Annotated in this window: 19 protein-coding genes and 4 pseudogenes; 12 read left to right on the forward strand and 11 right to left on the reverse strand. The window is 71.2% G+C overall.

The genetic code is table 11. From position 1 onward, the window contains the following. The first annotated feature begins 12 nt into the window (after positions 1-12). The 3 genes and pseudogenes from ACWC5O_RS16695 to ACWC5O_RS16705 all read left to right on the forward strand — a co-directional run. Positions 13-1,317 carry an MFS transporter gene (locus tag ACWC5O_RS16695; RefSeq protein ID WP_450580632.1) on the forward strand — a complete coding sequence of 435 codons (1,305 nt, stop codon included), beginning with the start codon at positions 13-15 and terminating at the stop codon, positions 1,315-1,317. Between the two features lie 34 nt (positions 1,318-1,351). After that, positions 1,352-2,281, forward strand: a complete 930-nt coding sequence (locus tag ACWC5O_RS16700; protein ID WP_450580633.1) for an EamA family transporter — start codon at positions 1,352-1,354, stop codon at positions 2,279-2,281. A 70-nt stretch (positions 2,282-2,351) separates the two neighbouring features. Next, positions 2,352-3,045: pseudogene (locus ACWC5O_RS16705) on the forward strand (LysR substrate-binding domain-containing protein); the annotation flags it as partial. Here the strand turns inward: ACWC5O_RS16705 and ACWC5O_RS16710 are convergent. The 3 genes and pseudogenes from ACWC5O_RS16710 to ACWC5O_RS16720 form a co-directional block, all read right to left on the reverse strand. Beyond that, a pseudogene (locus ACWC5O_RS16710) lies at positions 3,038-3,163 on the reverse strand (GntR family transcriptional regulator); the annotation flags it as partial. The pseudogenes ACWC5O_RS16705 and ACWC5O_RS16710 sit on opposite strands and share 8 nt — an antisense overlap. A 20-nt stretch (positions 3,164-3,183) precedes the next feature. Then, positions 3,184-3,657 (reverse strand): hypothetical protein, encoded by a 474-nt coding sequence (locus ACWC5O_RS16715; RefSeq protein ID WP_450580634.1) that lies wholly within the window; start codon positions 3,655-3,657, stop codon positions 3,184-3,186. Positions 3,658-3,671: 14 nt separating this feature from the next. Beyond that, positions 3,672-4,835 carry a helix-turn-helix domain-containing protein gene (locus ACWC5O_RS16720; protein WP_450580635.1) on the reverse strand — a complete coding sequence of 388 codons (1,164 nt, stop codon included), beginning with the start codon at positions 4,833-4,835 and terminating at the stop codon, positions 3,672-3,674. A gap of 356 nt (positions 4,836-5,191) precedes the next feature. On the opposite strand from ACWC5O_RS16720, the gene ACWC5O_RS16725 reads away from it, so the two are divergent. Together ACWC5O_RS16725 and ACWC5O_RS16730 are read left to right on the forward strand one after the other, a co-directional pair. After that, complete coding sequence (locus tag ACWC5O_RS16725; protein WP_450580636.1) at positions 5,192-5,641, forward strand: ATP-binding protein; 450 nt, start codon at positions 5,192-5,194, stop codon at positions 5,639-5,641. Between the two features lie 128 nt (positions 5,642-5,769). Beyond that, a pseudogene (locus tag ACWC5O_RS16730) lies at positions 5,770-6,860 on the forward strand (IS630 family transposase). A 69-nt stretch (positions 6,861-6,929) separates the two neighbouring features. Here the strand turns inward: ACWC5O_RS16730 and ACWC5O_RS16735 are convergent. The 4 genes from ACWC5O_RS16735 to ACWC5O_RS16750 all read right to left on the reverse strand — a co-directional run bounded on the left by ACWC5O_RS16735 (position 6,930) and on the right by ACWC5O_RS16750 (position 9,744). After that, on the reverse strand, positions 6,930-7,682 hold the full coding sequence (locus tag ACWC5O_RS16735) for an ASCH domain-containing protein (RefSeq protein ID WP_327180600.1): 753 nt from the start codon (positions 7,680-7,682) through the stop codon (positions 6,930-6,932). A 347-nt stretch (positions 7,683-8,029) separates the two neighbouring features. After that, complete coding sequence (locus ACWC5O_RS16740) at positions 8,030-8,794, reverse strand: hypothetical protein (RefSeq protein WP_450580637.1); 765 nt, start codon at positions 8,792-8,794, stop codon at positions 8,030-8,032. Positions 8,795-8,868: 74 nt separating this feature from the next. After that, entirely contained in the window at positions 8,869-9,348 is a 480-nt protein-coding gene (locus tag ACWC5O_RS16745; RefSeq protein WP_450580638.1) for a DUF1203 domain-containing protein, read from the reverse strand. A 177-nt stretch (positions 9,349-9,525) separates the two neighbouring features. Then, positions 9,526-9,744 carry a hypothetical protein gene (locus ACWC5O_RS16750; RefSeq protein ID WP_450580755.1) on the reverse strand — a complete coding sequence of 73 codons (219 nt, stop codon included), beginning with the start codon at positions 9,742-9,744 and terminating at the stop codon, positions 9,526-9,528. Here ACWC5O_RS16750 and ACWC5O_RS16755 point away from each other — a divergent pair. The 3 genes and pseudogenes from ACWC5O_RS16755 to ACWC5O_RS16765 all read left to right on the forward strand — a co-directional run. Next, a pseudogene (locus tag ACWC5O_RS16755) lies at positions 9,665-10,137 on the forward strand (sigma-70 family RNA polymerase sigma factor); the annotation flags it as partial. The gene ACWC5O_RS16750 and the pseudogene ACWC5O_RS16755 overlap by 80 nt on opposite strands. A gap of 1 nt (position 10,138) precedes the next feature. Further along, entirely contained in the window at positions 10,139-10,267 is a 129-nt protein-coding gene (locus ACWC5O_RS16760; protein WP_450580756.1) for a hypothetical protein, read from the forward strand. An 87-nt stretch (positions 10,268-10,354) separates the two neighbouring features. Beyond that, positions 10,355-11,590: a M14 family zinc carboxypeptidase gene (locus ACWC5O_RS16765; protein ID WP_450580639.1), complete on the forward strand. Its 1,236-nt coding sequence runs from the start codon at positions 10,355-10,357 to the stop codon at positions 11,588-11,590. Positions 11,591-11,671: 81 nt separating this feature from the next. Here ACWC5O_RS16765 and pepN read toward each other — a convergent pair whose 3' ends face one another. After that, positions 11,672-14,245 (reverse strand): aminopeptidase N, encoded by a 2,574-nt coding sequence (pepN, locus tag ACWC5O_RS16770; protein ID WP_450580640.1) that lies wholly within the window; start codon positions 14,243-14,245, stop codon positions 11,672-11,674. Positions 14,246-14,452: 207 nt separating this feature from the next. Beyond that, on the reverse strand, positions 14,453-15,469 hold the full coding sequence (locus ACWC5O_RS16775) for an aspartate-semialdehyde dehydrogenase (protein ID WP_450580641.1): 1,017 nt from the start codon (positions 15,467-15,469) through the stop codon (positions 14,453-14,455). A 333-nt stretch (positions 15,470-15,802) separates the two neighbouring features. Between ACWC5O_RS16775 and ACWC5O_RS16780 the strand changes: the two genes are divergently transcribed. Both ACWC5O_RS16780 and ACWC5O_RS16785 read left to right on the forward strand, forming a co-directional pair. Continuing rightward, on the forward strand, positions 15,803-16,357 hold the full coding sequence (locus tag ACWC5O_RS16780; RefSeq protein ID WP_450580642.1) for a sigma-70 family RNA polymerase sigma factor: 555 nt from the start codon (positions 15,803-15,805) through the stop codon (positions 16,355-16,357). Position 16,358: 1 nt separating this feature from the next. Continuing rightward, on the forward strand, positions 16,359-17,237 hold the full coding sequence (locus tag ACWC5O_RS16785; RefSeq protein WP_450580643.1) for a hypothetical protein: 879 nt from the start codon (positions 16,359-16,361) through the stop codon (positions 17,235-17,237). A 53-nt stretch (positions 17,238-17,290) separates the two neighbouring features. On the opposite strand, the gene ACWC5O_RS16790 is transcribed toward ACWC5O_RS16785, so the two are convergent. Continuing rightward, positions 17,291-20,608, reverse strand: coding sequence for a S8 family serine peptidase (locus ACWC5O_RS16790; RefSeq protein ID WP_450580644.1), 3,318 nt, complete (start codon positions 20,606-20,608; stop codon positions 17,291-17,293). Positions 20,609-20,765: 157 nt separating this feature from the next. Further along, complete coding sequence (locus tag ACWC5O_RS16795; RefSeq protein ID WP_450580645.1) at positions 20,766-21,308, reverse strand: CGNR zinc finger domain-containing protein; 543 nt, start codon at positions 21,306-21,308, stop codon at positions 20,766-20,768. A gap of 106 nt (positions 21,309-21,414) precedes the next feature. On the opposite strand from ACWC5O_RS16795, the gene ACWC5O_RS16800 reads away from it, so the two are divergent. Together ACWC5O_RS16800 and ACWC5O_RS16805 are read left to right on the forward strand one after the other, a co-directional pair. Then, positions 21,415-21,861, forward strand: a complete 447-nt coding sequence (locus ACWC5O_RS16800; protein WP_450580646.1) for a VOC family protein — start codon at positions 21,415-21,417, stop codon at positions 21,859-21,861. A 2-nt stretch (positions 21,862-21,863) separates the two neighbouring features. After that, positions 21,864-22,751, forward strand: coding sequence for a pyridoxamine 5'-phosphate oxidase family protein (locus tag ACWC5O_RS16805; RefSeq protein ID WP_450580647.1), 888 nt, complete (start codon positions 21,864-21,866; stop codon positions 22,749-22,751).

Here is a 22,751-nt window from a genome sequence, read left to right on the forward strand (position 1 = left end):
GGGGGAGCCATCGTGAAGCGGAAGAGCGGGGAGAGCGAACGCATACCGGGGGAGTGGGCCCTGCCCGTCGCCGCCGCGGTCAACGGCGTCGGCACCGGCATGTACGTCCCGTTCACGCTGGTGTTCTTCCACTGCGTCACCGGGCTGTCCTTCACGGTCGTCGGCGCCGTGCTCACGGTCACCGGTCTCGTGGGCATCGGCGCCCTTCCCCTCGCGGGAACGGCCGTGGACCGGTACGGCGCGAAGCGCGTGCAGTACCTGCTCTACGGCGTCCGGGTCGTCGGCTTCGCCCTCTTCCCCTTCGCCCACTCCCTCGCCGCCTTCGCGGCCGTGGCCCTGCTGACCGCGGCCGCCGACCGCGCCTTCCCCGCCGCACAGCAGTCCCTGATCGGCGAGGTGGCGCGCGGGGCCGGACGGGACCGGCTGCAGGCGTCGACGCGCGCGCTGCAGAACGCCGGCAACGGAGCGGGCTCGCTGCTGGCCACGCTGGTCATCGCCTTCGCGGGCAGCACCGGTTACACGTACGCGGCCTGGGGCAACGCCCTCTCCTTCGCGCTGGCGGCGCTGCTGCTGCGCCCGCTGAGGCCGGTGCGCGCGGCCGACGAGGCGCCGGCCCCGGCCGCCCTCCCGCGCCGGGCCGGCGCCGGATACCGGCTCGTCCTCGCCGACCGGCCCTTCCTGGTCGTCACCGGCGCCAACTTCCTGAACGCGCTGAGCTATTCGGCCCTCTCCGTCCTCTTCCCGCTGTTCGTCGTGGAGTGGCTGCACGGGCCCGCGGTCTTCACCGGTGCCGCGTTCACCATCAACACCGTGCTGTGCGCGGTGGCCGGCGTCTTCGTCGGCGCGCGGGTCCGGCGGGCCGGTGCCCGGCGCACCCGGGCCGCGGCGCTGGGCGGGGCCCTGTTCGCCGCCGCTTTCGCCGCGCAGATCGTGCTCGGCACACTGCGCCCGAGCTCGGGCACGGTCCTGGGTGTCGCCCTGGTCGCCGTGGTCGTCGTCTACACCCTCGGCGAGCTGATCCACAGCCCCGCCGCCCAGGTGCTCGCCGTGGCCGCGGCGCCCGAGGCGGTGCGCGGCCGGTACATGGCGGCCTATCAGATGTCCTGGTCGCTGGCGAAGGCGGTGGCGCCGTCCCTGTTCACGTCCCTGCTCGCGCTGGACGGCCGGGCGCCGTGGGCCGTCCTCGTCCTCACCTCGGCGGTGGCCGCCGCCCTGCTGATCCGGGTGGAGCGCCGGCTGCCGGCGGAGGCGGTACGCCCCCAGTCGGTGACCGTGACCCACGGCGGCGCCACGACTCCCTCGCCCGTCACGGCGTGACGCCCACTCTCCCCAAAACCGAAGGGACCTGGCCATGAAACGCCCCGTGACCATCCTGCTCACCGCCCTCGCCCCCGTCTCCTGGGGCACCACCTACGCCGTCACCACCGAGTTCCTGCCTCCGGACCGCCCCCTGTTCACAGGCCTGATGCGGGCCCTGCCGGCCGGCCTGCTGCTGCTCGCCCTCACCCGAGTGCTGCCGCGCGGCGTCTGGTGGGCGAAGGCGGCCGTGCTGGGCGCGCTGAACATCGGCGCCTTCTTCCCGCTGCTGTTCGTGTCGGCGTACCGGCTGCCCGGCGGGATGGCCGCGGTCGTCGGCTCGGTCGGGCCGCTGTTCGTCGTGGGCCTCTCGGCCCTGCTCCTCAAGCAACGGCCTGCCGCGCGCACGCTGGTCGCCGGGGTGGTCGCAGCGTTCGGCGTGAGTCTCGTCGTACTGAAGGGAGCCGGCGCCCTGGACGTGATCGGGGTGCTCGCGGCCGTCGCCTCCACCGCCTCGATGGCCGCCGGGACCGTGCTGACCAAGCGGTGGGGCCGCCCGGACGGGGTCGGCCCGCTGGCGCTCACCGGCTGGCAGCTCACCGCGGGCGGCCTGCTCGTCGCGCCGGTCGCCTTCCTGGCCGAGGGTGCCCCGCCCACGCTCGACGGCCGTGCGGCCGGCGGCTACCTCTACCTGGCGCTGGCGAACACGGCGCTCGCGTACTGGCTCTGGTTCCGCGGTATCGGCCGGCTCAGCGCCACCCAGGTCGGCTTCCTCGGCCCGCTCTCCCCGCTGACCGCCGCCGTGGTCGGCTGGGTGGCCCTCGGGCAGGCGCTCACGCCCCTCCAAGTGGCCGGCCTGGTACTGGCGTTCGGGGCGACGCTGGCCGGGCAGCTGGGCGCGGGACGCCGACCATCGTTCAGCTCTACTGAAACAACTGCTCGAAAAGATTCGATGGACCTGACAGGTCAGGCGCTGCGACGGTAGGTGCACACCCACCACCGAAAGGACCTTTGCGGCCACGGCCTCGCACCAGACCGCCACCGCCCCTGTCGACTTCGAGCAACTGGAGCGTGCCGACGCGGCGTTGGCGGCCTATGCGCAGGGTGAGGCGGGGGGAGGTGCGGGTCGGCGCCTTCTCCACGACGGTGCCCGCCCTCGTCGTACCGGCCGTACGTTCCCTGCGGGCGACCCACCCGGGAGTGACCGTACGTGTCCGGGAGGCAGAGGCCGCCGAGGCCTACGACCTCCTGTCCGCCGGCGAGGCCGAGCTGGCCCTCTCCCTCGCCGCCGAGGCCCCGAGCGCGGCCGACCCCCGCTTCACCCGTCTGCCCCTGCTGACCGACCCCCTGGACATCGCCCTCCCCCCGGACCACCCCCTGGCCACCGCCCCGGGATTGACCCTCACCGACCTCGCGGCCGAACCGTGGATCTTCGGCGGCAGCGGTCCCTGGTCCGACATCACCCGCCGCGCCTGCGAGTCCGCCGGCTTCAGCCCCCACCAGGGCCACTCGGCCTCCGGCTGGACCGCGATCCTGGCCATGGTCGAGGCGGGCATGGGCGTCGCCCTGGTCCCCCGGATGGCCGCGGCCCGCCGCGAGGGCGTGGCGATGCGCGAACTGGGCGTGGACCGGCCGGTACGGCATGTGGTGGCGGCGGTGCGGAAGGGGGCGGAGGCGGGGGCGGCGGTGGGCAGGGTGCTGGAGGCTCTTCAGGCTGCGGCCGGTCCGTCGACGGTCGCTCGGGCGTGAACTCGTATTGCAGTTCGTAGAGGTGGCCTGCCTTGACCATGACGGTGGCTTCGATGGGGCGGTCGTCATCGCTGTACACGACGCGCAACGTGCGGAGCACGGGAAGATCGCCGGGCAGGTCAGCCCCTGCCGCATCGGTCAGCGGCTGGCGCCCTCCGGCCACAGAATGCGCACCGGGACGCCGGTCCGCTGCGCATACGCCACGACGTCCGCCGTCCCGCCGAACCCCCACGCCGGTTTCCCGTCCCACACGGCAATCAGCTCACCCACCAGGCCGACGAGGATTTCAGACCCTGCCTGGTGGGCCTCGGAGGTCGACTCGGTCATGCCGGTTTCGTGGACCTCGGCCGCGCGGGACATCAGGGCGTCGTACGTCGGGTGATGCCAGTCCGGCAGCTTCTCGCGGTACTCCTCGGCAGGAACGACCACTTCAAGGCTCCCACCGTGCTTCAACACGGCTTCGGCGAACCAGGAGTCGGGGCCGTCCGCGATGCATGACACTGCGACCAGGTCGGCCGGGTCGTACTCCTTCACCGCCTCGGCCAGCATGCCTCGTACGCGCTCCTCAACGTCCGCGCTGAGCCCGCGGTGACCGGTGATACCAACCCTCATGCCGTGGTCCCTCCCTATAGGTAGATGCCGTGTAGGCGCTCGTCGAACTCCCGCACCACCTTGGGCGGCGTGGTGGTGGTGAGGGTACGGCGCACCGTGCGGGCACGTTCGACGATTCGGCCCGACCGGTACTTGAGGCCGGCGTCCAGCGCCTTCCCGGCGAGCGTGAACGCGGCCTCTACCCGACCGTCAGCGAGGTGCCCGGCGGCGAGGTCCAGCACGATCAGCGCGCGTTGTTTCGCGTGGCCTGTCGTCAGGGCCCTCACGTTCTCAGCGAACACCCATTCCGGCAGTCCCAGGCGGGCACCGCAGGTGACCCGGCAGGCCGCGACCTTTTCCGCGGTGAAGGAGAACACCCACGGCCACGGCGGCGGCTCCGCGGAGGGCGTCAGCGCCTCCGCGCCGGTACGGGATGTGGTCAGGGCCCGGTCTGCTCCGCGCTGGTCCCCGGCTGCCGCGTACCCGAGGGCTTCGACGCTGGACAGCCAGGCTTCGGCGACGGCCGGTCGCTGGTCGCCGAGCACCCGGCGGGCGCGCCGGGCGAGGTTCAGGGCCTCGACGCCGTTCCCGGCGTGTGCCTCGAACTGGGCCAGGGTGCCCGTCTGGTAGGCCGTCAGCAGCGGGTCACCGGCCGTACGGGCGGCTTTGATCGCCCCGCCGTACCACGAGCGGGCCGACCCGTTGTCCCCCTTGTCCCACGCGAGCCAGCCGGCGAACGACGCGGCCTCACTGCCCACCGCCGCCAGTCGCGCCCGGTCCGCATCCCCGCTCGCGGTGCGGGTGATGGTCTGGATCAGCCGAATGTGGCCGTCGACCGCGTCAGCGAGATCACGTGAGGTCGTGGTGCCGTCGAGCCGCCGGTACGCGCTCGTGGTCAGGCGGAGGGCGGCGGCCTGGCCGCCGGTCGCATCGCGCGTGTCTGGCACGGTGGCCAGGATGGGGGCTGCCATCGCGGCGACCGCGCCGCCGAGGACGGTTCGTCGGTACATATCGTCGTCTCTCGCCTGGACCTGCGGCGTGCGCCCATCTGCGAGACCCACCAGCGTCGGCGGGATCTGAAGATGTGCAGCCGCCGCGGTCAGGACGTCTGTGCTGTAGGTGCTGGAGCCGCGTTTCTCCAGACGGGAGACGGCGGACTGAGACAGCCCGATCGCCTCGCCCAGCTGGGTCTGGGTCATGCGCTGACCGTCGCGGACAAACGCGATGACCCGCCCGTAGTCGCCTGCCCGGGACGCATCCCGGATCGGTCCCGACCACCAGTCCACGGCTACCCCCACGCTACGAGTCCACGCGGCATTCGGCGCCTCCCCGTACCCGCTGGGCGCATATCCGTATGCGCATGCCGCATGCGTGATGGTCCCACAGCGCACGGTGATCGTTGACTGGTCGTCATCAGCAACACCGGAGCCATCAGCCGGAGTTGCCGCACTGGGGCTGCCCGCCACCCGCGGGGCGGCCGTTGACGGCTCGCCGACCTCCTCCCCCGTAGGGGACCGGCGAGCGCCGAGATGAGGACGAGGCGACGATGACCACTATGGCTTCCCCCGCACCGCCTGCACTGCGCCCCCTGATGGGCTCGGTCCCGGGGTACGTGCAGACCCTGCCGCTCTACCCGTCGTCGGTATCGGTGGCGCGGCTGAGCGTCCGCACAACGCTGGCTTGTTGGGGTCTGGAGGACATGACCGATGACGTCACACTGATCGTCTCGGAGCTGGTGACGAACGCGTTGCAGCATGCGCGCCCGGCGTGTGCGCAACCGGATGACCCGGGCCGGTGGCGCCTGGTGCTGGAGCGTCCCGAGCCATGCACGGTGTGGGTGTCGATCGCGGACACGTCGTGCCGACGGGTCATGTGCCGGGAGCCGACCGACGACGCCGAGTCCGGGCGCGGGCTGGCGGTGGTGGATGCCCTGGCGGCCCGCTGGCTGGTGCAGCCGTCGCGCACCGGTAAGACCGTATGGGCCGAGCTGAAGGCGGATGCGTGAGTGGGACGCACGCGCGCCGCCGGGTGGGCGTGGCCGAGCCGCGGCCAGTGCTGTGACCGGGAAGGTTTGCCGGGTTGCTCGTTGTGCTGGTCGCATGTGACGACTTCGACTGGCATGGGGAGGCGGGCATGGCGTTACCGGTCAGGGTTCGAAGGCTGACCGAGCAGGAGGGGCAGAAGCTGCAGCAGATCGTGAGGCGGGGCAGCACCAGCTCGGTGCGGTTCCGGCGGGCGATGATGCTGCTGGCCTCGGCGGGCGGCAGCACCGTCCCGGTGATCGCGCGTCTCGTCCAGGCGGACGAGGACACCGTCCGCAACGTGATCCACCGCTTCAACGAGATCGGGCTCGCATGCCTCAACCCTCAGTGGGCTGGAGGCCGTCCCCGCCTACTCAACCGTGACGATGAACACCTCGTCGTCCAGACGGCCACCACCCGCCCGACCCAGTTGGGCAAGCCGTTCACCCGCTGGTCGCTCCGCAAGCTCGCCGATCACCTGCAGCGGAACGTCTCGCGGCCGATCCGGATCGGCCGCGAGGCCCTGCGGTGCTTACTGGCCCGCCGCGGAATCTCCTTCCAGCGCACCAAGACCTGGAAGGAGTCCCCGGATGCGGACTTCGACGCCAAGCTGGAGCGGATCGAGTACGCGATCAACGAACGGCCCGACCGCACATTCGCCTTCGACGAGTTCGGCCCGCTCGGCATCCGCCCGACGGCAGGCTCCTGCTGGGCCGAACGCGGCCGTCCCGACCGGCTGCCGACGACGTTCCGCCGCACCCACGGCATTACCTACTTCCACGGCTGCTACTCCGTCGGCGACGACCAGATGTGGGGCGTCAACCGGCGCCGCAAGGGCATCGACCACACCTGGGCGGCCATGCGGGCGATCCGGGCCGCTCGTCCGGACGGCGCTCCGATCTACGTGATCCTCGACAACTGCTCCGCCCATACGAACTGGCGGATGAAGCGGTGGGCGGCCAAGAACAAGGTCGAGCTCTGCTTCACCCCGACCAACGCGTCCTGGGCCAACCCCATTGAGGCTCACTTCGGGCCGCTGCGGCAGTTCACTTTGGCCAACTCCCACCACCCCAACCACGCCGTTCAGACGAGGGCTCTGCACCCTACCTGCGCTGGCGCAACAAGAACGCCCGCCACCCCGACATCCTCGCCGCCCAAAGACGCGAACGTGCCCGCATCCGCAGCGAGAAAGCCATCCACTGAGGCGGCAGACCCCTGCAAGGAGCGGCATGAGCAAGGCCGATCGCCTCGCTCGCTCGATGGCGGATGCAGTCAACGCGTCAGACGGAAGTGAACGATGGTGGCGTCATCGGTTGACTTGATGTCGGGGTAGTGGAACCGCAGCCTGTCTTGCAGCTCGGCGAGATCACGAAACCCGTCGGCGATAGCGTCCGCCTCGGTCAACTCGGCAACGCTCTTGGAAGTGATCTGAGTGACCACGCCGGACAGCACTACCTCGTCATCCAACTCGAACACCATGTTCACCGGGCCCGTCTCCACTGGGTCGCGGAACCGCACCGTGGTCGTCTTCCGCCCAGTGCGTACAGCCTCGAGATAGGTGCGATGGAAATGCAGGGCCTGCATCGCGGCCGAGCACAGCGCTCCGTCGGACGCTGCGGACTGCTCCCCCCAGACATAAGCATGAGGCAGGAGATCGGTGATCGCGACACTGCGAATGCCACCAGCTGCCGGCACGAGGACGCGGATACCTGGGTGGTAGTCCAGCAGCACCTGCCGGTCCCGGCCACACGGCGCGAGCACGCCGCGCCCCGTGTCACCGACGGCAACAATCGCCGTTAGGTCACGTGCTCCCGCAGCACGCGCATGCCCGAGCGCCACTAACTCCGCGCAAGGTCCGCCAGTGAAGTGATAGAGGTTGATACCACCGAACATCCGGCCCTGTGCGTCTCGCACGGCTGCCCCGACGGTGTGCACCTCACCGTCACCGTTGGTCTCAACAACGCGCTGGGCGAACTCGACCAGCTCCAGATCTTCTTCCGTCGGCAGATTCATCGTGCTGTCCATCCAACAGACACTACTCATACACGTCCCCAAGCCATGTAACCCGGTGAACGTTCGCGGTCAGAGCACTAGTCGACCCGAGGCACGCTCGACCGGCCCCTCTGCCGTGGCGGGACCGGCTGACGCCCGGTCTGGGGCTGCCGGCTGCCGGGTCGCTGGGTGCGAGGACGGCGACGCAGGCCCGTGCGGAGTCTGCCGCCGTCCGCCCCGCCCGTCCGCTGGCGGAGCCGCCCGCGCTCGACCGGCCCGCGCCGAACGTGGACAGGTCCTGCGTCTGGCCGTCGGTCCCCGCTCTGCTGTGGCGCCTCCACGCCCCGCCACAGCACCGGGCTGCGTACGACTCCCGCCCCCTAAGACGCGTCCGACGGCAGGCTGCTCAGATCCAGGACGTCGGCCGCCGCCGGGGGATGAATGTCGAAGCGGTTGTTGAAACCGCTGAACTCCCTGATGGTGCGGTGGTGAGGTTCTCGGTAGTCGATCCTCAGCAGGTACGGCTTGCCCTCGGCGGCTATGTAGAACGTGTAGAGGCCACCCTCGATCATGTCGTCGGTTACTCGGACGGGAACAACCGGCTTGCCGTCGAGTTCGGTCAAGTCGCCCTTCGTGGCCTTGCCCTCAACCAAGGACGAGTATCGCCAGGCGCAGTCGATGAGGTTGTCTGCTCCCTTTGCCGCGCTCGCGGGGCTCTTCAGCCAGGGCTTGTGCCGCATCGCGGGGACGGTCGGCCGCCCCCACAACTCAAGGTACGCGTCGTTGGGGTGGATGTAGTCCGTCTCACCGATCCGGATCTGCTCCATCTTGGCGCCCTGGGACCAGGTCGCCCTCAACGTGCACCTGTTCTCGAGATCGGTCGTCACACGGCTTGAATACCGTAGGCCACCGTCGGTGGACGAGACGTCGGTGACGATGGTCACCGACGTGAGTGCCTTCATGGTGCGGTCGGCCTCGTTGAGCAGTTGGCCGGCGGAGCGTGTCTCAGCGGGGCGTATGTCAGCGGTGTCGCCGGCGTCCGTACAGCCGACTGCGACAGCACCTACGAACAGGCACAGCGCAGCAGTGCTCGCTTTCGTTCGCACAATCCCCCCTCGGGTGTCGAGCGGCACACGGTACTGCAACCGCGATCTCTCCCCACGTCCAGGCGCAGCCGGCCCACAGCGCAATCAGGTGACACCGCCGGGAGGAACGGTGTCTACGTACGGCGCCGCACCTCATACAGAAAGCATCCGAACTCCACCGCCCGCACCTGCACGAGAGCCACCTCGGGATCGGCGAACGCCTCCGCGAACGCCGGCTCGAAGGCGGTCGGGTCCTCGACCAGGCGGCCGCCCAGGATGCGGCCGTCGACGGAGTAACGGCGCACCGTACGGTGGGTGTTGGTGAAGGGCAGGGCGGTGTCGGCCGGGCCGGGGCAGTCGTCGGCGTGGATGAAGACGGGGCCCTGCTCGTCGTAGGCGCCCGGCTCGGCCCCCGTCTCGGCCGCCCAGCGGCGCAGGGGAGCGTACGAGACCAGGGCGATGCGCTCGCCGGGTGTGCTGCGGCGCAGGCAGCAGCGCAGGGGCGCGTCGCCCTCGTCGTCCGTGAAGGGGCGCAGGGGGCGGCCCGCGTCGTCGCTGGTGCGTAGTTCCTTGAGGACGGGAGGTGTCAGTGGTCGTGCGAGGTAGGTGGTCATGGATTCAGCGTGGCGCGTGGCCAGTCCCAGGTCCGGCGGGATTCGGACAGGGCACCCGCCCCCGTAGGATCGCCGCCGTCCGGAGACCGTGACGGGAGGCGCCGTGACCGTGGACAGGTGTGCGAGCTGTGGTGGGCCCCTTTCCGCGCGGGCCGGTCGCCGGGGCCGTAGCTCCGTCTACTGCTCCGCCGCCTGCCGGCAGAAGGCGTACCGGGAGCGGCAGGGTGGCGGCAGCGGGCTGGAGGAGTTGATCGACGCAGTCGGACGGCAGGCGCGGGAGCTGGTGCCGCGGCCCGCCGACGCGCTGTACGCCGGCGTGAGCGAGCTGTCCTCCTCCGTCGCCCGGCTGCGGCGCATCGCCCGGGTCGCCCAGGAGGCCGCCGAACAATCCGTCACGCCGACCGGTGTCACGGAAAGCCCGGCCGAAGGTGCTTTGGTGAAAGCACCTTCACCGAAAGCAACTTCACTGAGACCGACTTCGCCACCCTCACCGAGTCCCACCGCCGTGAGATCCGCGCCCACTGCTACCGGATGACCGGCTCGTACGACGACGCCGAGGATCTGGTGCAGGAGACCTTTCTGCGGGCCTGGCGGGCGAGGGACGGGTATCAGGGGCGGGCCAGTGCCCGGACCTGGCTGTATCGCATCGCCACCAACGCCTGCCTCGACTTCCAGCGCCGTACCGCCCGTCGCCCCCGGCGGTATGAGCCTCTGCCAGGTATGCGGCACGGCAGCGGCGAGCCGCCCGCCCGGGTCACCTGGCTGCAGCCTTATCCGGACGACGAACTGCATGCGCATGACCCGTCGCAACCCCGCCCTCGCCGAGATCGCCGCCACCGCCGTCTTCCTCGCCTCCGGCCACGCGGCCGGCATCACCGGCACCTTCGTCAACGTCACCGGCGGCATGTTCCCGGGGTGACCTGACATCGCGGGTCGCTCTTGACGGGTCCTTCTCCCGACGCTCCCATGGAACCGCTCAACATCGAGCGGCGGAAGTGGAGTTGACATGGGCTATCCGGGCGTCGACGAACTGGAGCGGCGGGCCCGTGCGCTGGTCGCCGCGGCTCCGGGGCTGCTGCGGCTGCGCGCCGTCGGCGAGAGCCGGGGCGGCCGGCCGCTGTGGCTGCTGTCCGCCGGGCACGGGGAGCGGCAGATCCTCACCGTCGCCGGTGCGCACGCCAACGAGCCGGTGGGCGGGGCCTCCGTACTCCGGCTCGCCAGACTTCTCTCCCACCGGCCGGAGTATCTGGAAGCACTTGGCTGCACCTGGCACTTCCTGCTGTGTCTCGACCCGGACGGGGCCCGTCTCGCGCACGGCTGGCAGCCGGAGGAGCCGGTCCCCTCGCTGAAGGAGTGTCACCGGCACTTCTACCGTCCCGAGTTCGCCTGCCAGCCCGAGTCGCTGCCCGTCCCCGGCTCGGGCCGAGTGCCGCTGCCCGAGTCGGCGGCCCTCGTGCGGCTGCTCGACGAACTGCGGCCGGCGGTCCAGTTCACCCTGCACGGCATCGAGGTCGGCGGTGCCTTCACCCTGCAGACCAGGAAGGTGCCCGGTGCCGCGCGCGCCTTCCGTGAGACGGCCGCACTCCTGCGTATCCCGCTCGACCACCGTCCGTACGACGCTCCCGACTGGGAGCCGGACCCGCCCGGCGTCCTGCGGCTCCCGGCCGGGAACACCGGGAACGAACGCGACCCGAGCGGCTACGTCGCCGAGAGCACCTGGCTGTACCCCTGGCGCTACGGCACCCTCACCGTCGTCATCGAGGCGCCGGCCTGGTCCGCCCCCGCGGTCAGCGACCCGCGGCCCGCCCCCGACGCGCGGGAGGAGGTCACCCGGTCGGCCGAGCTGATGCTGGGCCGTACCGCGGAGATCACGGCACTGGCCGGTGACACCCTGGCCCACGACGTGCCCGGGGACCTGCTGCCACTGCGCACCGCCGCCCGGGAACTGCTGCACGTGGTGCCTTCGATCGCCGCCACCTGGGACGGGGAACGCGACGGCTCCCGGGGCCACTTCGCGACCCTCGGCGTCGCCGCCCGCCGTATCCCGCTGCGCGTGGCGGCCATGCTGAGCCGGGCCCTGGCCGGCACCGCCCCCGGGACCGCCTGCGCCCTCACGGAGCTGGTGCACGAGTGGTGCCGGGAACTGGAGAAGACGTACGAGCTGCGGTGGATACCGGTGTCCGCGCAGACCGGACTGCACGTGCGGACCATGCTGGACGTCGCCCGCAGGGTGCGCGCCTGAGCCAAGGGAAAGGGCGCCCGGTGCATGCGCACACCGGGCGCCCTCAGTGCCGTACGACGGCTACGACGGCTGAGCCGGCCGCTACTCGGCCGCCGCGTCCGCCGCCTGGGCCTTCAGCGCCCGCTCGACGCCCGAGCGGGACTCCGAGACCAGCCGGCGCAGGGCCGCGTTGGGCTCGGCCGTGGCCAGCCAGGTGTCCGTCTTGGCCAGGGTCTCCTCGGAGACCTGGACCGACGGGTACAGGCCGATCGCGATCTGCTGGGCGATCTCGTGCGAACGGGAGTCCCAGGCGCCCTTGACGACCTCGAAGTACCTGTCCGTGTACGACGCGAGCAGCTCGCGCTGGTCGGTCTGGACGAAGCCGCTGATCACGGCCTCCTGCACGGCGTTCGGCAGCTTGTCGGAGTCGATGACCGACGCCCACGCCTCCGCCTTGGCCTCCGGGGTCGGACGGGCCGCGCGGGCGGTGGCCGCGTGGCGCTCACCGGCCGCGGTCTTGTCCCGCTCGTACTCCGCCGCGATCTCCGCCTCGTCGAAGCGGCCGACCGCAGCGAGTCGCTCCACGAACGCCCAGCGCAGCTCCGTGTCGACGGCCAGGCCCTCGATCGTGTGGGTGCCGTCGAGCAGGCCCTCCAGGAGGTCCAGCTGCTCCGGCGTACGGGCGGTCGCCGCGAAGGCGCGCGCCCAGGCCAGCTGGTGGTCGCCGGCCGGCTCGGCGGCCCGCAGGTGGGCCAGCGTGGCGTCCGTCCAGCGGGCCAGCAGGGCCTCGCGGGTGGACGGGTCGGCGTACAGGTCGATCGCCAGCTTCACCTGGCGGTGCAGCGACTGCACCACGCCGATGTCGGACTCCTTGGCGATGCCGGACAGGACGAGGGACAGGTAGGCGCGGGCGGGCAGCTCCGCGTCGCGGGTCATGTCCCAGGCCGACGCCCAGCACAGGGCACGCGGCAGGGACGCCTCGAAGTCGCCGAGGTGCTCGGTGACGACCTTCAGCGACTCCTCGTCCAGGCGGACCTTGGCGTACGACAGGTCGTCGTCGTTGAGGAGGATGACGGCGGGGCGGCGCCTGCCGTCCAGCTGCGGTACGGCGGTCAGCTCGCCGTCCACGTCCAGCTCGATGCGGTCGGTGCGCACCAGCTTGCCGCTCGCCTCGTCGAGGTCGTACAGGCCGATCGCGATGCGGTGCGGGCGCAGCACCGGCTCGCCCTTGGCGCCGACGGGCAGGGCCGGGGCCTCCTGGCGGACGGCGAAGGAGGTGATGACCCCGTCGGCGTCCGTGGCGATCTCGGGGCGGAGGATGTTGATGCCGGCCGTCTCCAGCCACTTCTTCGACCAGGTCTTCAGGTCGCGGCCGGAGGTCTCCTCCAGGGCGCCCAGCAGGTCGGACAGGCGCGTGTTGCCGAACGCGTGCCGCTTGAAGTAGGCCTGCACGCCCTTGAAGAACTCGTCCTCGCCGACGTACGCGACGAGCTGCTTCAGCACGCTCGCGCCCTTGGCGTACGTGATGCCGTCGAAGTTGACGAGCACGTCGTCCAGGTCGCGGATGTCCGCCATGATCGGGTGCGTGGACGGCAGCTGGTCCTGCCGGTACGCCCAGGTCTTCATCGAGTTGGCGAACGTGGTCCACGAGTGCGGCCACTTCGAGCCGGGCGCGGAGGCCTGGCAGGCGATGGAGGTGTAGGTGGCGAACGACTCGTTCAGCCACAGGTCGTTCCACCACTCCATGGTGACCAGGTCGCCGAACCACATGTGGGCCAGCTCGTGCAGGATCGTCTCCGCGCGCACCTCGTACGCCGCGTCGGTCACCTTGGAGCGGAAGACGTACTGGTCGCGGATGGTCACCGCGCCCGCGTTCTCCATCGCGCCCGCGTTGAACTCGGGCACGAACAGCTGGTCGTACTTCTTGAACGGGTATTCGTAGTCGAACTTCTCCTGGAACCAGTCGAAGCCCTGCCGGGTCACCTCGAAGATGGCGTCCGAGTCCAGGAACTCGGCGAGCGAGGGACGGCAGTAGATGCCGAGCGGCACGCTCTGCCCGTCCTTCTCGTACACGCTGTGCACGGAGTGGTACGGGCCGACGATCAGCGCCGTGATGTACGACGAGATGCGCGGCGTCGGCTCGAAGGCCCAGACGTCGTCCTTGGGCTCGGGCGTGGGCGAGTTGGAAATGACCGTCCAGCCAGTCGGTGCCTTCACCGTGAACTGGAAGGTGGCCTTCAGGTCCGGCTGCTCGAACGAGGCGAAGACCCGGCGGGCGTCCGGCACCTCGAACTGGGTGTAGAGGTAGGCCTGCTCGTCGACCGGGTCGACGAAGCGGTGCAGGCCCTCTCCGGTGTTGGTGTAGGCGCAGTCGGCGACGACCCGGAGGACGTTGCGGCCCTCCAGCAGGCCGGGCAGCGCGATCCGCGAGTCCGCGAAGACCTCGGCGGGGTCGAGCGCGTCGCCGTTCAGGGTCACCTCGTGGACCGCCGGGGCGACCAGGTCGATGAAGGACGTGACACCGCTTTCGGCGACGTCGAAGCGCACCGTGGTCACGGACCGGTAGGTACCGCCCTCCTGCGCGCCGGAGAGGTCGAGATCGATCTCGTACGAGTCAACGGTGAGCAGCGTCGCCCGCTGCTGCGCCTCTTCGCGAGTCAGGTTTGTGCCAGGCACGCGGTCATCTCCTCGTTATGTGTGCGTTCGGTCATCCTTCCACGGGACCTGCACGGGAAACGACGTCCAGAGGCCCCGCGGCACGGTCGTAGGGAAAGCCCTCTACCTGAACCGCGGGCCGGCCGCCCACCGCGCCGCGGGGCGGGCCGCACACAGCAGGGCGGGCACCCGCACGGGTGCCCGCCCTGACATGCCCTGCCCGAGCCGTCAGCCCTTGAGCTCCGCCGCCACCAGCTCCGCGATCTGCACCGCGTTCAGCGCGGCGCCCTTGCGCAGGTTGTCGTTGGAGATGAACAGGGCCAGGCCGTTCTCCACCGTCTCGTCGCGGCGGATGCGGCCGACGTACGACGGGTCCTGGCCGGCCGCCTGCAGCGGGGTCGGGATGTCCGACAGGACGACGCCCGGGGCTCCCGCGAGCAGCTCGGTGGCGCGCTCCGGGGAGATCGGGCGGGCGAAACGGGCGTTGACCTGGAGGGAGTGGCCGGAGAAGACCGGGACGCGCACACAGGTGCCGGAGACCTTCAGATCCGGGATCTCCAGGATCTTGCGGGACTCGTTGCGCAGCTTCTGCTCCTCGTCGGTCTCGTTCAGACCGTCGTCGACGATCGAGCCGGCCAGCGGGAGCACGTTGAAGGCGATCGGGCGCTTGTAGACCTGCGGCTCGGGGAAGTCGACCGCCTCGCCGTCGTGGGTCAGCTTGTCGGCGTCGGCGACCACCTTCTGGGCCTGCCCGTGCAGCTCGGCCACGCCCGCGAGACCGGAGCCGGACACCGCCTGGTAGGTCGCGACGACCAGCGCCTCGAGCCCGGCCTCCGTGTGCAGCGGCCGCAGGACCGGCATCGCGGCCATCGTGGTGCAGTTCGGGTTGGCGATGATGCCCTTGGGGCGGTCGGCGATCGCGTGCGGGTTCACCTCGGAGACCACCAGCGGGACCTCGGGGTCCTTGCGCCAGGCCGAGGAGTTGTCGATCACCACGGCACCCTGGGACGCGACCTTCTCCGCCAGCGCCTTGGAGGTCGCGCCGCCCGCCGAGAAGAGCACGATGTCGAGGCCGGTGTAGTCGGCGGTCGCCGCGTCCTCCACCGTCACGCCGTCCAGCACGGTGCCGGCCGAGCGGGCCGAGGCGAACAGGCGCAGCTCGGTGACCGGGAAGTTCCGCTCCACGAGGATCTTGCGCATGACCGTGCCGACCTGACCGGTGGCTCCGACGATTCCGACCCTCACGGCGACTCCCTCTACGTGACTCTTGCTGTGTGCCTCTGCATGACCGGGGCTTTTCCATCATGCGGCCGACCCCGGTCCACCTGTCCAATTCTTTGCGATGTGTGCCCGAGGAGTGGGACACGATCACCCGGCGGACGGTTCCCGACGTCCGCCGCACCCCCCGCTGAGCTGGAGATGTTCCCTTGCGGAGGGCCGCGCACCGCAAGCTGTGCTGTCCGGCCCCTGCCCGCCCGGACCCCGGCCACGCGCGGTGTGACGTACGCCTCTGCGGAAGCGATCGAACGTTTCCGCCCCCTGCGGCGTCGTAGGGGCAAACGCAGGAGGGGGTGGCTTGTGCTGCGCGGAGGGGCGCGCCGCGAGCAGGGGGCGTACGCCGGTGCCGACCGGACCGGCCGTACCGATGACGATCCCCTGGACGCGGCTCAGGAACGCCGGGTGCGGGCGGTGCTCGCGCTCGGTGGTGTGCCGCAGGCGGACCTGCCGGACGGGGTGCAGCAGGTCCGGCTGCGGCTGCTGGAGCGGGCCGCGAGCGGGCGCGAGGCGCCGCGGGACGTGTCGGCGTGGGCGGCGGTGGTCGCCTCCAACCTCGCCATGGACTGGCACCGGGCCAAGCGGCGCCAGGAGCGGCTGGGGGAGCGGCTGGCGTCGCTGCGCGAGCCCGTGCACCCCTCCGGCGAGGAGACCAGCCTGCTCTCCCTCGCCGTCGCCCGGGGCCTGGACGAACTGCCTGACACCCAGCGGCAGGTGGTGATCCTGCGCTTCTTCGCCGACCTGCCGGTGCGCGGGATCGCCGAGGAGCTGGGCGTTCCCGAGGGCACGGTCAAGAGCAGGCTGCACACGGCGGTCCGCGCGCTGCGCGAGAGGCTGCACGAGGACGAGGTGGTGTGACGTGACCGCCGAACACGAGGGCGCGGGGGAGTACGCCGGCATGGACGCGCTCATGGCCGCGATCACGGGCGAACCCCTGCCGGAGGAGGCCCGCGAGGACGCCGCCCGCCTGAGCGAGCACAGCTCGGCCGAGGCCGACGTGGCGCTGTTGAAGGAGCAGCTGACCTGGCTCGCGGAGGCGCTGACCGGGGAGGAACAGGGGGAGGAGCAGGCGGCCGTACCGGCAGTCGAGGAGGCCGGGTCCACGGCGGGCTCCGCGCGGAGCGCTTCCGCGAAACGCCCGCGGAGCACCACGCGTCCCGTCGGTCCCGTCCGCCCTGCCCGCCCGGGGCGCCCGTCCGGCCCGCGCCTGGCCCTGCGCCTCGCGCTCGGCACGCTCGTCGGTGCGGCGGCGCTCGGCACGGTCTTCGGGCTCGGATGGCTCATGACGCACGCGGGAGCGGACGACTCGATGAACGGGGGCAGCAGCGCGGATGCGAAGCGCGAGGACCAGGCCCCGGCGTACTCCGGCGACGGCGGGCGGCCCTCCGCCCCGGCGACGACCCTCGCCTGCTACCGGCTGGTCGCCGAGGGCACGGTGGCCGCGGTGGATCCGCAGCCGCAGACCCCCTGGACCCGGATCGTGCTGACCGTGACCCGCTCCTACAAACCCGCCCACGGCCCGGCCGAGGTCGGCGTCCTCCTCGACGACGGCGCGAAGCCGGCGCCGCGCAAGGGGCAGCACGTGCTCATCGGCGTCGACCAGGGCCGCAAGGCCGCGAGCCTGTGGGCCGTCGGCGACACCCGCGTGGCCGCCGACCGTGCCTGGATCACCGAGGCGCTGCCGGGGTCCCGGCACATCACGTGCCCGTCCGAGGAAGCGCCGACCGGCAAACCGTGAGGGGCGGGTGTCCTCCCGGACACCCGCCCCTCACCTCACCTCAGGGCGCCGCGTTACGGCGTGACCTTCTCGATCTTCACGCTGCCGACGCCCGCGACCGTGCCGCGCGCGTTCACCAGCTGCAGCCGGCCGAAGAACTCGCGGCCCGCGGGGGCCTCTGCGGCGGCCGTGACCTGGCCGGTCACCGTGGCCGAGTCGCCCGTGCCGAGCTTGACCGGGGTCGAGTCGTCGACCGTGACGGTGCCGAGCGTGGGAGAGAAGAACACGTCCCGGTAGTCGTAGTCGGTCGCACCGGACGGGACCGAGTAGCCCACGACCTTGATGGTGTACGTGCCGGCCGCCGGGGACGGGACGGAGACCGCCTCCTCCGAGTCGCCGTCCGCGGACTGCGCGACCTGCTTGCCGCTCGCGTCGTACACGGTCAGGTCAAGATCGGCGGCCGCATCAGAGACGTTGCCGATGGCCACGTCCAGGGACTTGGCGCCGGCCGGGACGTCCACCGTGGTGGTCTGGGTCTCGCCCTCCTTGATCGACGGGCGGGCCGTCTTGGCGGAGCCGAGCGGGCCGCCGACCAGCTTGCCGTCGAGGGCCGCGTACTTGTTGGTCACCTTCCAGGAGGCGGTGGCCGGGGTGCCGACCTTGGCCTCGGGCACGGTCACGGTCTCCGGGTCGAAGGCCGCGCCGAGGACGGAGACGTCCAGCGTGTACGGGTTGTCGAGCAGCGGCGAGGTACGGCGCGACTCGACCTCGATCTCCCAGACACCGGCCTGCGGGTCGGTGTAGGAGCGGACGTCCGGCTTGCAGCCGTTGCCGTCGAGGTAGTTGTTGTAGCAGTACGGGGTGCCGGTGTTGTCGACCGGAGTGCCGTACGGGTGGATCGCGATGAACCGGGTCTGGCTCTTGTCCTTCAGCCCGCTCATCGCGACCTCGAGGGACTTGGCGCCCGCGGGCACGTTCAGGAAGTACGACTGCGTGCTGTTGCGCTGCACCGAACCCGACGCGGAGTAGGTGTAGTTCACCGGGGCGGAGACCACGACGGTGGTGAGGATCTGCTTGTCGATCCCCTCGGTCCGCGGGTCGTCGACCTCCAGGATCGCGCTCTTGATGCCCGCCGACCGCGGCGCCGCCTGGACCTTGACGGTCACCGGCTGGTTCAGCGGCAGCCGCACGACGTCGTCGCCGAGGATCCGGAAGGTGTCACCGGCGTTGTTCTCGAAGTGCAGCTCGTGCCACACGGCCTTGTCCGGGCCGGAGGTACGGGTGATGGTGACGTCGTACGTCTTCTTCTGACCGGCCTTCAGGCCGCCCTCGCGGTCGTACAGACCGGTGCCGTAGCCCGGCGTCTTGAGCGCCTGGTCGAGCGCGGTGTCGACCGGAGCCTTCACCACGTAGTTATCAGGCGCAGTGTCGTGCGAGGTCGCGTCGTCGCGGATCGCGTCCCACGCGTCCACGATGTTGATGCGGCCCGCGCCCTCCTCGTACGCCTGCACACCCTTGATGTGGTCGGCGGTCGAGGTCAGCGCCGTGCGCAGCGTGGCGGGCGTCAGGTCGATGCCCTTCTGCTTGGCGGCCGACAGCAGCAGCGCGGAGGCGCCGGTGGCCTGCGGGGAGGCCATCGAGGTGCCCTGGAGCATCGAGTAGCCGGCCGGCAGGGAGTACCCCGACTCGGCGACCGGGGAGCCCGGCAGCCAGGTCTGGGTGGTGTTGATCGCGGCGCCGGGCGCGACCAGGGTCGGCGTGAAGCCGCCGTCCTCACGCGGGCCGCGCGAGGAGAACGGCATCATCGCGTACCGCTTCTCCACCTGCGAGCCGTAGTTGGCGGCCCAGGTCTGCCTGGAGATGGCCGCGCCGACCGAGATCACCTTGTCCGCGAGGCCCGGGTCGCCGATGGTGTTGGCGCCGGGACCGGAGTTGCCCGCGGAGATGACGAGCTGGACGCCGTAGGTGTCGATGAGCCGGGTGTAGAGCTCGGCCCGCGCGTTGTTGCCGTCGTTCAGCGCCGGGAGGCCGCCGATCGACATGTTGACGATGTCGACGCCCCGGTTGGCGACCAGGTCGATCATGCCCTCGGTGAGGGCGACGTTGGTGCAGCCGCCGGTCCAGGTGCAGGCACGGGACGAGACGATCTTCGCGCCGGGGGCCGCGCCGTTCATCTCGCCGCCGAACAGGCCGTTGGCGGCGGTGATGCCGGCCACGTGGGTGCCGTGCTCGGACTCGATGACACCGATGTTGACGAAGTCGGCCTTCTTGCCGACCCAGGACCCGCCGTAGGGGTCCATCGGGACGTCCTTGCGGATCTGCACGACGAACGGCACACGCTCGACGACGTCGGTCTTCGGGTCGTCGGCGCCGAAGTAGCCGACCTGGTAGCCGTCCTTGTACGGCTTCATCGGCGTGTCGTCGGTGAAGTCGTGGTTGTTGTTCAGGTCGACCGTGACCGTGCCGGCCGCCGCGTCGTACAGGACGCCCCAGCTGTCGGTGGTGTCGCCGTCCCGGTTGAGGTCGCCCTTCTCGTCGCCGCCGGTGGTCGCGGACTCCTTGAAGGTGCTGATCCCGTACGAGCCCGCCGGCGCCGTCCAGGTCTGGCCGCCGTAGCTGAAGCTCGGGCCGGAGACCGAGGTGACCATGGGCCGCCAGGTGGCGTCGCTGTCCAGGATCGGGTCGGTCGCGGTCACCCAGTCGACGATCTTGCGCTCGCCGGTGGTGGTCTTCTGCAGCGCCGGGTGGCCGAGGTCGACGCCGGAGTCGAGGATGCCGATGGTGACGCCCCGGCCGTCCGCCTTCGGGTGCTCGTCGACGAAGTCGACGGCGCCGGTCTCGAAGGAGGGGTTGTACGGGTTCTCGGCGGGGGTGTCCTTGCCGGGACCCGGGTAAGTCGTGGTGGTCTTCGCGGACTTGGCGGTGTCCGCGTTCGGCGTCGGGTCGTCGAGCGCGATCTCCTGGCGCAGGTCGATGGCGTGCACCGAGGACAGCTTCGCGGCGGCCGCGATCGCCGACTGCGCCTTCGCGGTCGGGACGGTGGCGCGGACGTAGCCGAGCTTGTCGTAGACACGGCCCACCGAGCCGCCCTTGACCGCGTCCAGCTCCCCGGTGACCTGCTCGGTCTTCCCGGGCGCGGTCGCGATCATCATCGTGACGTTCTTGTCGCCGTCCGCCCTGGCCTCGGCGAGCAGATCGGCGTCGTCCGAACCGAGCTTGTCGTGGGCGGACTTGACGCCCGGGTCGGTGGCCGTGGCGGGCGGTGCGTCCGCGGCGAGGGCCAGGGGTATCGGCCCGGTCGCACAGAGAGCGGCCACCACGCCCACGGCCAGGCCTATGCGGGTCAGGCGTCTGTGGCCGGGTATCGGATCGCGCTCGGGGGTGTGGGTCATCGGCATCCCTTGTAGGTAAAGAATCCAGTGCCGGACGAGGGCACAGCTTTACCCAAAGGGCTGAAATTTGGGGACCGTTGACCGAATCGATATGGATGTATGGGGAAAACCCGCGATGGGGTTTGAGCGGATTGGACCCGTCTGGTTCGGGATTCGCTCAGCTCTCCTTCGAGCGGGCGTAATGACGGGAGGCCTTCGCCCGGTTGCCGCACGCGGCCATCGAACACCAGCGGCGGGTGCCGTTCCTGGACGTGTCGAAGAAGTGCAGGATGCACGTCTCATGGGCGCAGGTGCGGATCCGGTCCGGGGCCTGCGCCAGCAGCTCCAGGTAGTTCCGGGCGGCCAGCCAGGCCGGACCCCAGGCCGGGTCGGTGAACTCGGGCTCCTCGGCCGCCCCCCGCTCGGTCAGCCGGGCCCGGATGCGCCCGTGCGCGAGGACGGCGTCGACGAGCGGCGCCCCCTCGGCCAGTGACCCGTCCACCGCGGCCTTCAGTGCCTCCCGTGCCTGGCGCACATGCGCCAGTACGTCCGCGGCGGCCGCGTGGGCGCCGTCGAGCCCGTTGCTCGCGAGCCACACCGCGAGCCCCTCGGTGTCGGCGAGCAGGTCCTGGGTGACGCCCTCCCGGTTCCACCGGGTGTTGATCAGGTCGAGGGCGAGGGGCTCACCGGTGAGCGGGCGGGGATCGCGGGCGGCGGACATCGGGCACTCCTTCTCGGCTAACCGCTCAAGAGTACGTGACCGGTTGCATCTCTGCTTCTAACCTTCTAACCTGATGTCAGAGGTTACAAAACCTGAAAGGGGAGTCATGACTCTGCGCACCGGCCACACCGGCCTGAACGTCACCGACCTCGACCGCTCGCTCGCCTTCTACCGGGACGTCCTGGGCTTCACCCTGCTCGCCGAGGGCAAGGAGGACGACCGGCGCTACGCGTTCCTGGGCGAGGCCGGCGAGGGCCCCGTCCTCACCCTCTGGCAGCAGGCGCGGGGGGCGTACGACGGCGGCCGGGCCGGACTGCACCACCTGGCGTTCACAGCCGACTCGATGGACCGGGTCCGGGAGTACGAGACGGCGCTGCGCGACGCCGGGGTGGAGTTCGCCCACGAGGGCGTGGTGGCCCACCGGGAGGGGGCGGCCTCGGGCGGGATCTTCTTCCACGACCCCGACGGCACCCGCCTGGAGATCGCCGCACCCCTGGGCGCCGAGACCGCCCCAGCCCCGCACGCCTCCGCTCCGACCTGCGGTTTCTTCTAGCCATGAGCGTCTATCACGCCGGTTCGCGCGCCCTGCAGGACCTGGTCGGCGTCCGGGACCGCGCCGACCACGTCGGCCGCTCCCTCGGCCAGGACATCAAGCCGGTCGCCGCGGCCTTCCTGGGCATCCAGCCCCTGCTGGTCGTCGGCGCGGCGGACCCCGGTACCGGCCGGGTATGGGCCTCGCCGATCACCGGCACCCCCGGTTTCGTCCGGGCCACCGGGGTCCGGCAGATGTCCGTCGCGGGCGGGCCACCCCCGACCGACCCGCTCGCGACGGCCGTGACCGCACCGGGCACCCCCGTCGGCACCATCGCCCTCGACCCGCGCACCCGCCGCCGGATGCGCCTCAACGGCCGGCTGCGGCCCACGGCCCGGGGCTTCGCGGTCGAGGCCGACCAGGTGTTCTCCAACTGCCCGAAGTACATCCAGCGCCGGGAGTCGTACGAGCGGGTGCCGGGCCGCGAACCGGGCACACCGCGGACGGAGACCCGACTGACCTCCGCACAGGCCGGGTTCGTCGCGGCGGCCGACACCTTCTTCCTGGCCACCGTGCACGCCGACGGCGCCGACGTCAGCCACCGCGGCGGCAACCCCGGCTTCGTCCAGGTCCGTTCACCGCACGAACTGAGCTGGCCCGACTACTCCGGCAACGCCATGTTCCTCACCCTCGGCAACCTGCGCACCGACCCGCGTGCCGGGCTGCTCTTCCTGGACTGGACGACCGGCACGGTGCTGCAGCTCACCGGCGAGGCGCACACCGAGTTCACGGCCGACGGCGAGCGAACGGTCCGCTTCGGCATCGCCGAGATCATCGAGACCCCCGCCGCCCTGCCGCTGCGCTGGTCCGCGCCCGAATATTCACCCGCCAACCCGGAGCCCACCCGCTAA

This window comes from Streptomyces sp. NPDC001450 (genome assembly GCF_053597295.1).

What these genes read in the sequence shown, in the direction of transcription:
- ACWC5O_RS16700 (WP_450580633.1), top strand. Translation starts at nt 1,352, where the DNA reads ATGAAACGCCCCGTGACCATCCTGCTCACCGCCCTCGCCCCCGTCTCC.
- ACWC5O_RS16715 (WP_450580634.1), bottom strand. Translation starts at nt 3,657, where the DNA reads ATGAGGGTTGGTATCACCGGTCACCGCGGGCTCAGCGCGGACGTTGAG.
- ACWC5O_RS16720 (WP_450580635.1), bottom strand. Translation starts at nt 4,835, where the DNA reads ATGACCCAGACCCAGCTGGGCGAGGCGATCGGGCTGTCTCAGTCCGCC.
- ACWC5O_RS16725 (WP_450580636.1), top strand. Translation starts at nt 5,192, where the DNA reads ATGGCTTCCCCCGCACCGCCTGCACTGCGCCCCCTGATGGGCTCGGTC.
- ACWC5O_RS16735 (WP_327180600.1), bottom strand. Translation starts at nt 7,682, where the DNA reads ATGGACAGCACGATGAATCTGCCGACGGAAGAAGATCTGGAGCTGGTC.
- ACWC5O_RS16745 (WP_450580638.1), bottom strand. Translation starts at nt 9,348, where the DNA reads ATGACCACCTACCTCGCACGACCACTGACACCTCCCGTCCTCAAGGAA.
- ACWC5O_RS16760 (WP_450580756.1), top strand. Translation starts at nt 10,139, where the DNA reads ATGCGCATGACCCGTCGCAACCCCGCCCTCGCCGAGATCGCCGCCACC.
- ACWC5O_RS16765 (WP_450580639.1), top strand. Translation starts at nt 10,355, where the DNA reads ATGGGCTATCCGGGCGTCGACGAACTGGAGCGGCGGGCCCGTGCGCTG.
- ACWC5O_RS16790 (WP_450580644.1), bottom strand. Translation starts at nt 20,608, where the DNA reads ATGACCCACACCCCCGAGCGCGATCCGATACCCGGCCACAGACGCCTG.
- ACWC5O_RS16795 (WP_450580645.1), bottom strand. Translation starts at nt 21,308, where the DNA reads ATGTCCGCCGCCCGCGATCCCCGCCCGCTCACCGGTGAGCCCCTCGCC.
- ACWC5O_RS16800 (WP_450580646.1), top strand. Translation starts at nt 21,415, where the DNA reads ATGACTCTGCGCACCGGCCACACCGGCCTGAACGTCACCGACCTCGAC.
- ACWC5O_RS16805 (WP_450580647.1), top strand. Translation starts at nt 21,864, where the DNA reads ATGAGCGTCTATCACGCCGGTTCGCGCGCCCTGCAGGACCTGGTCGGC.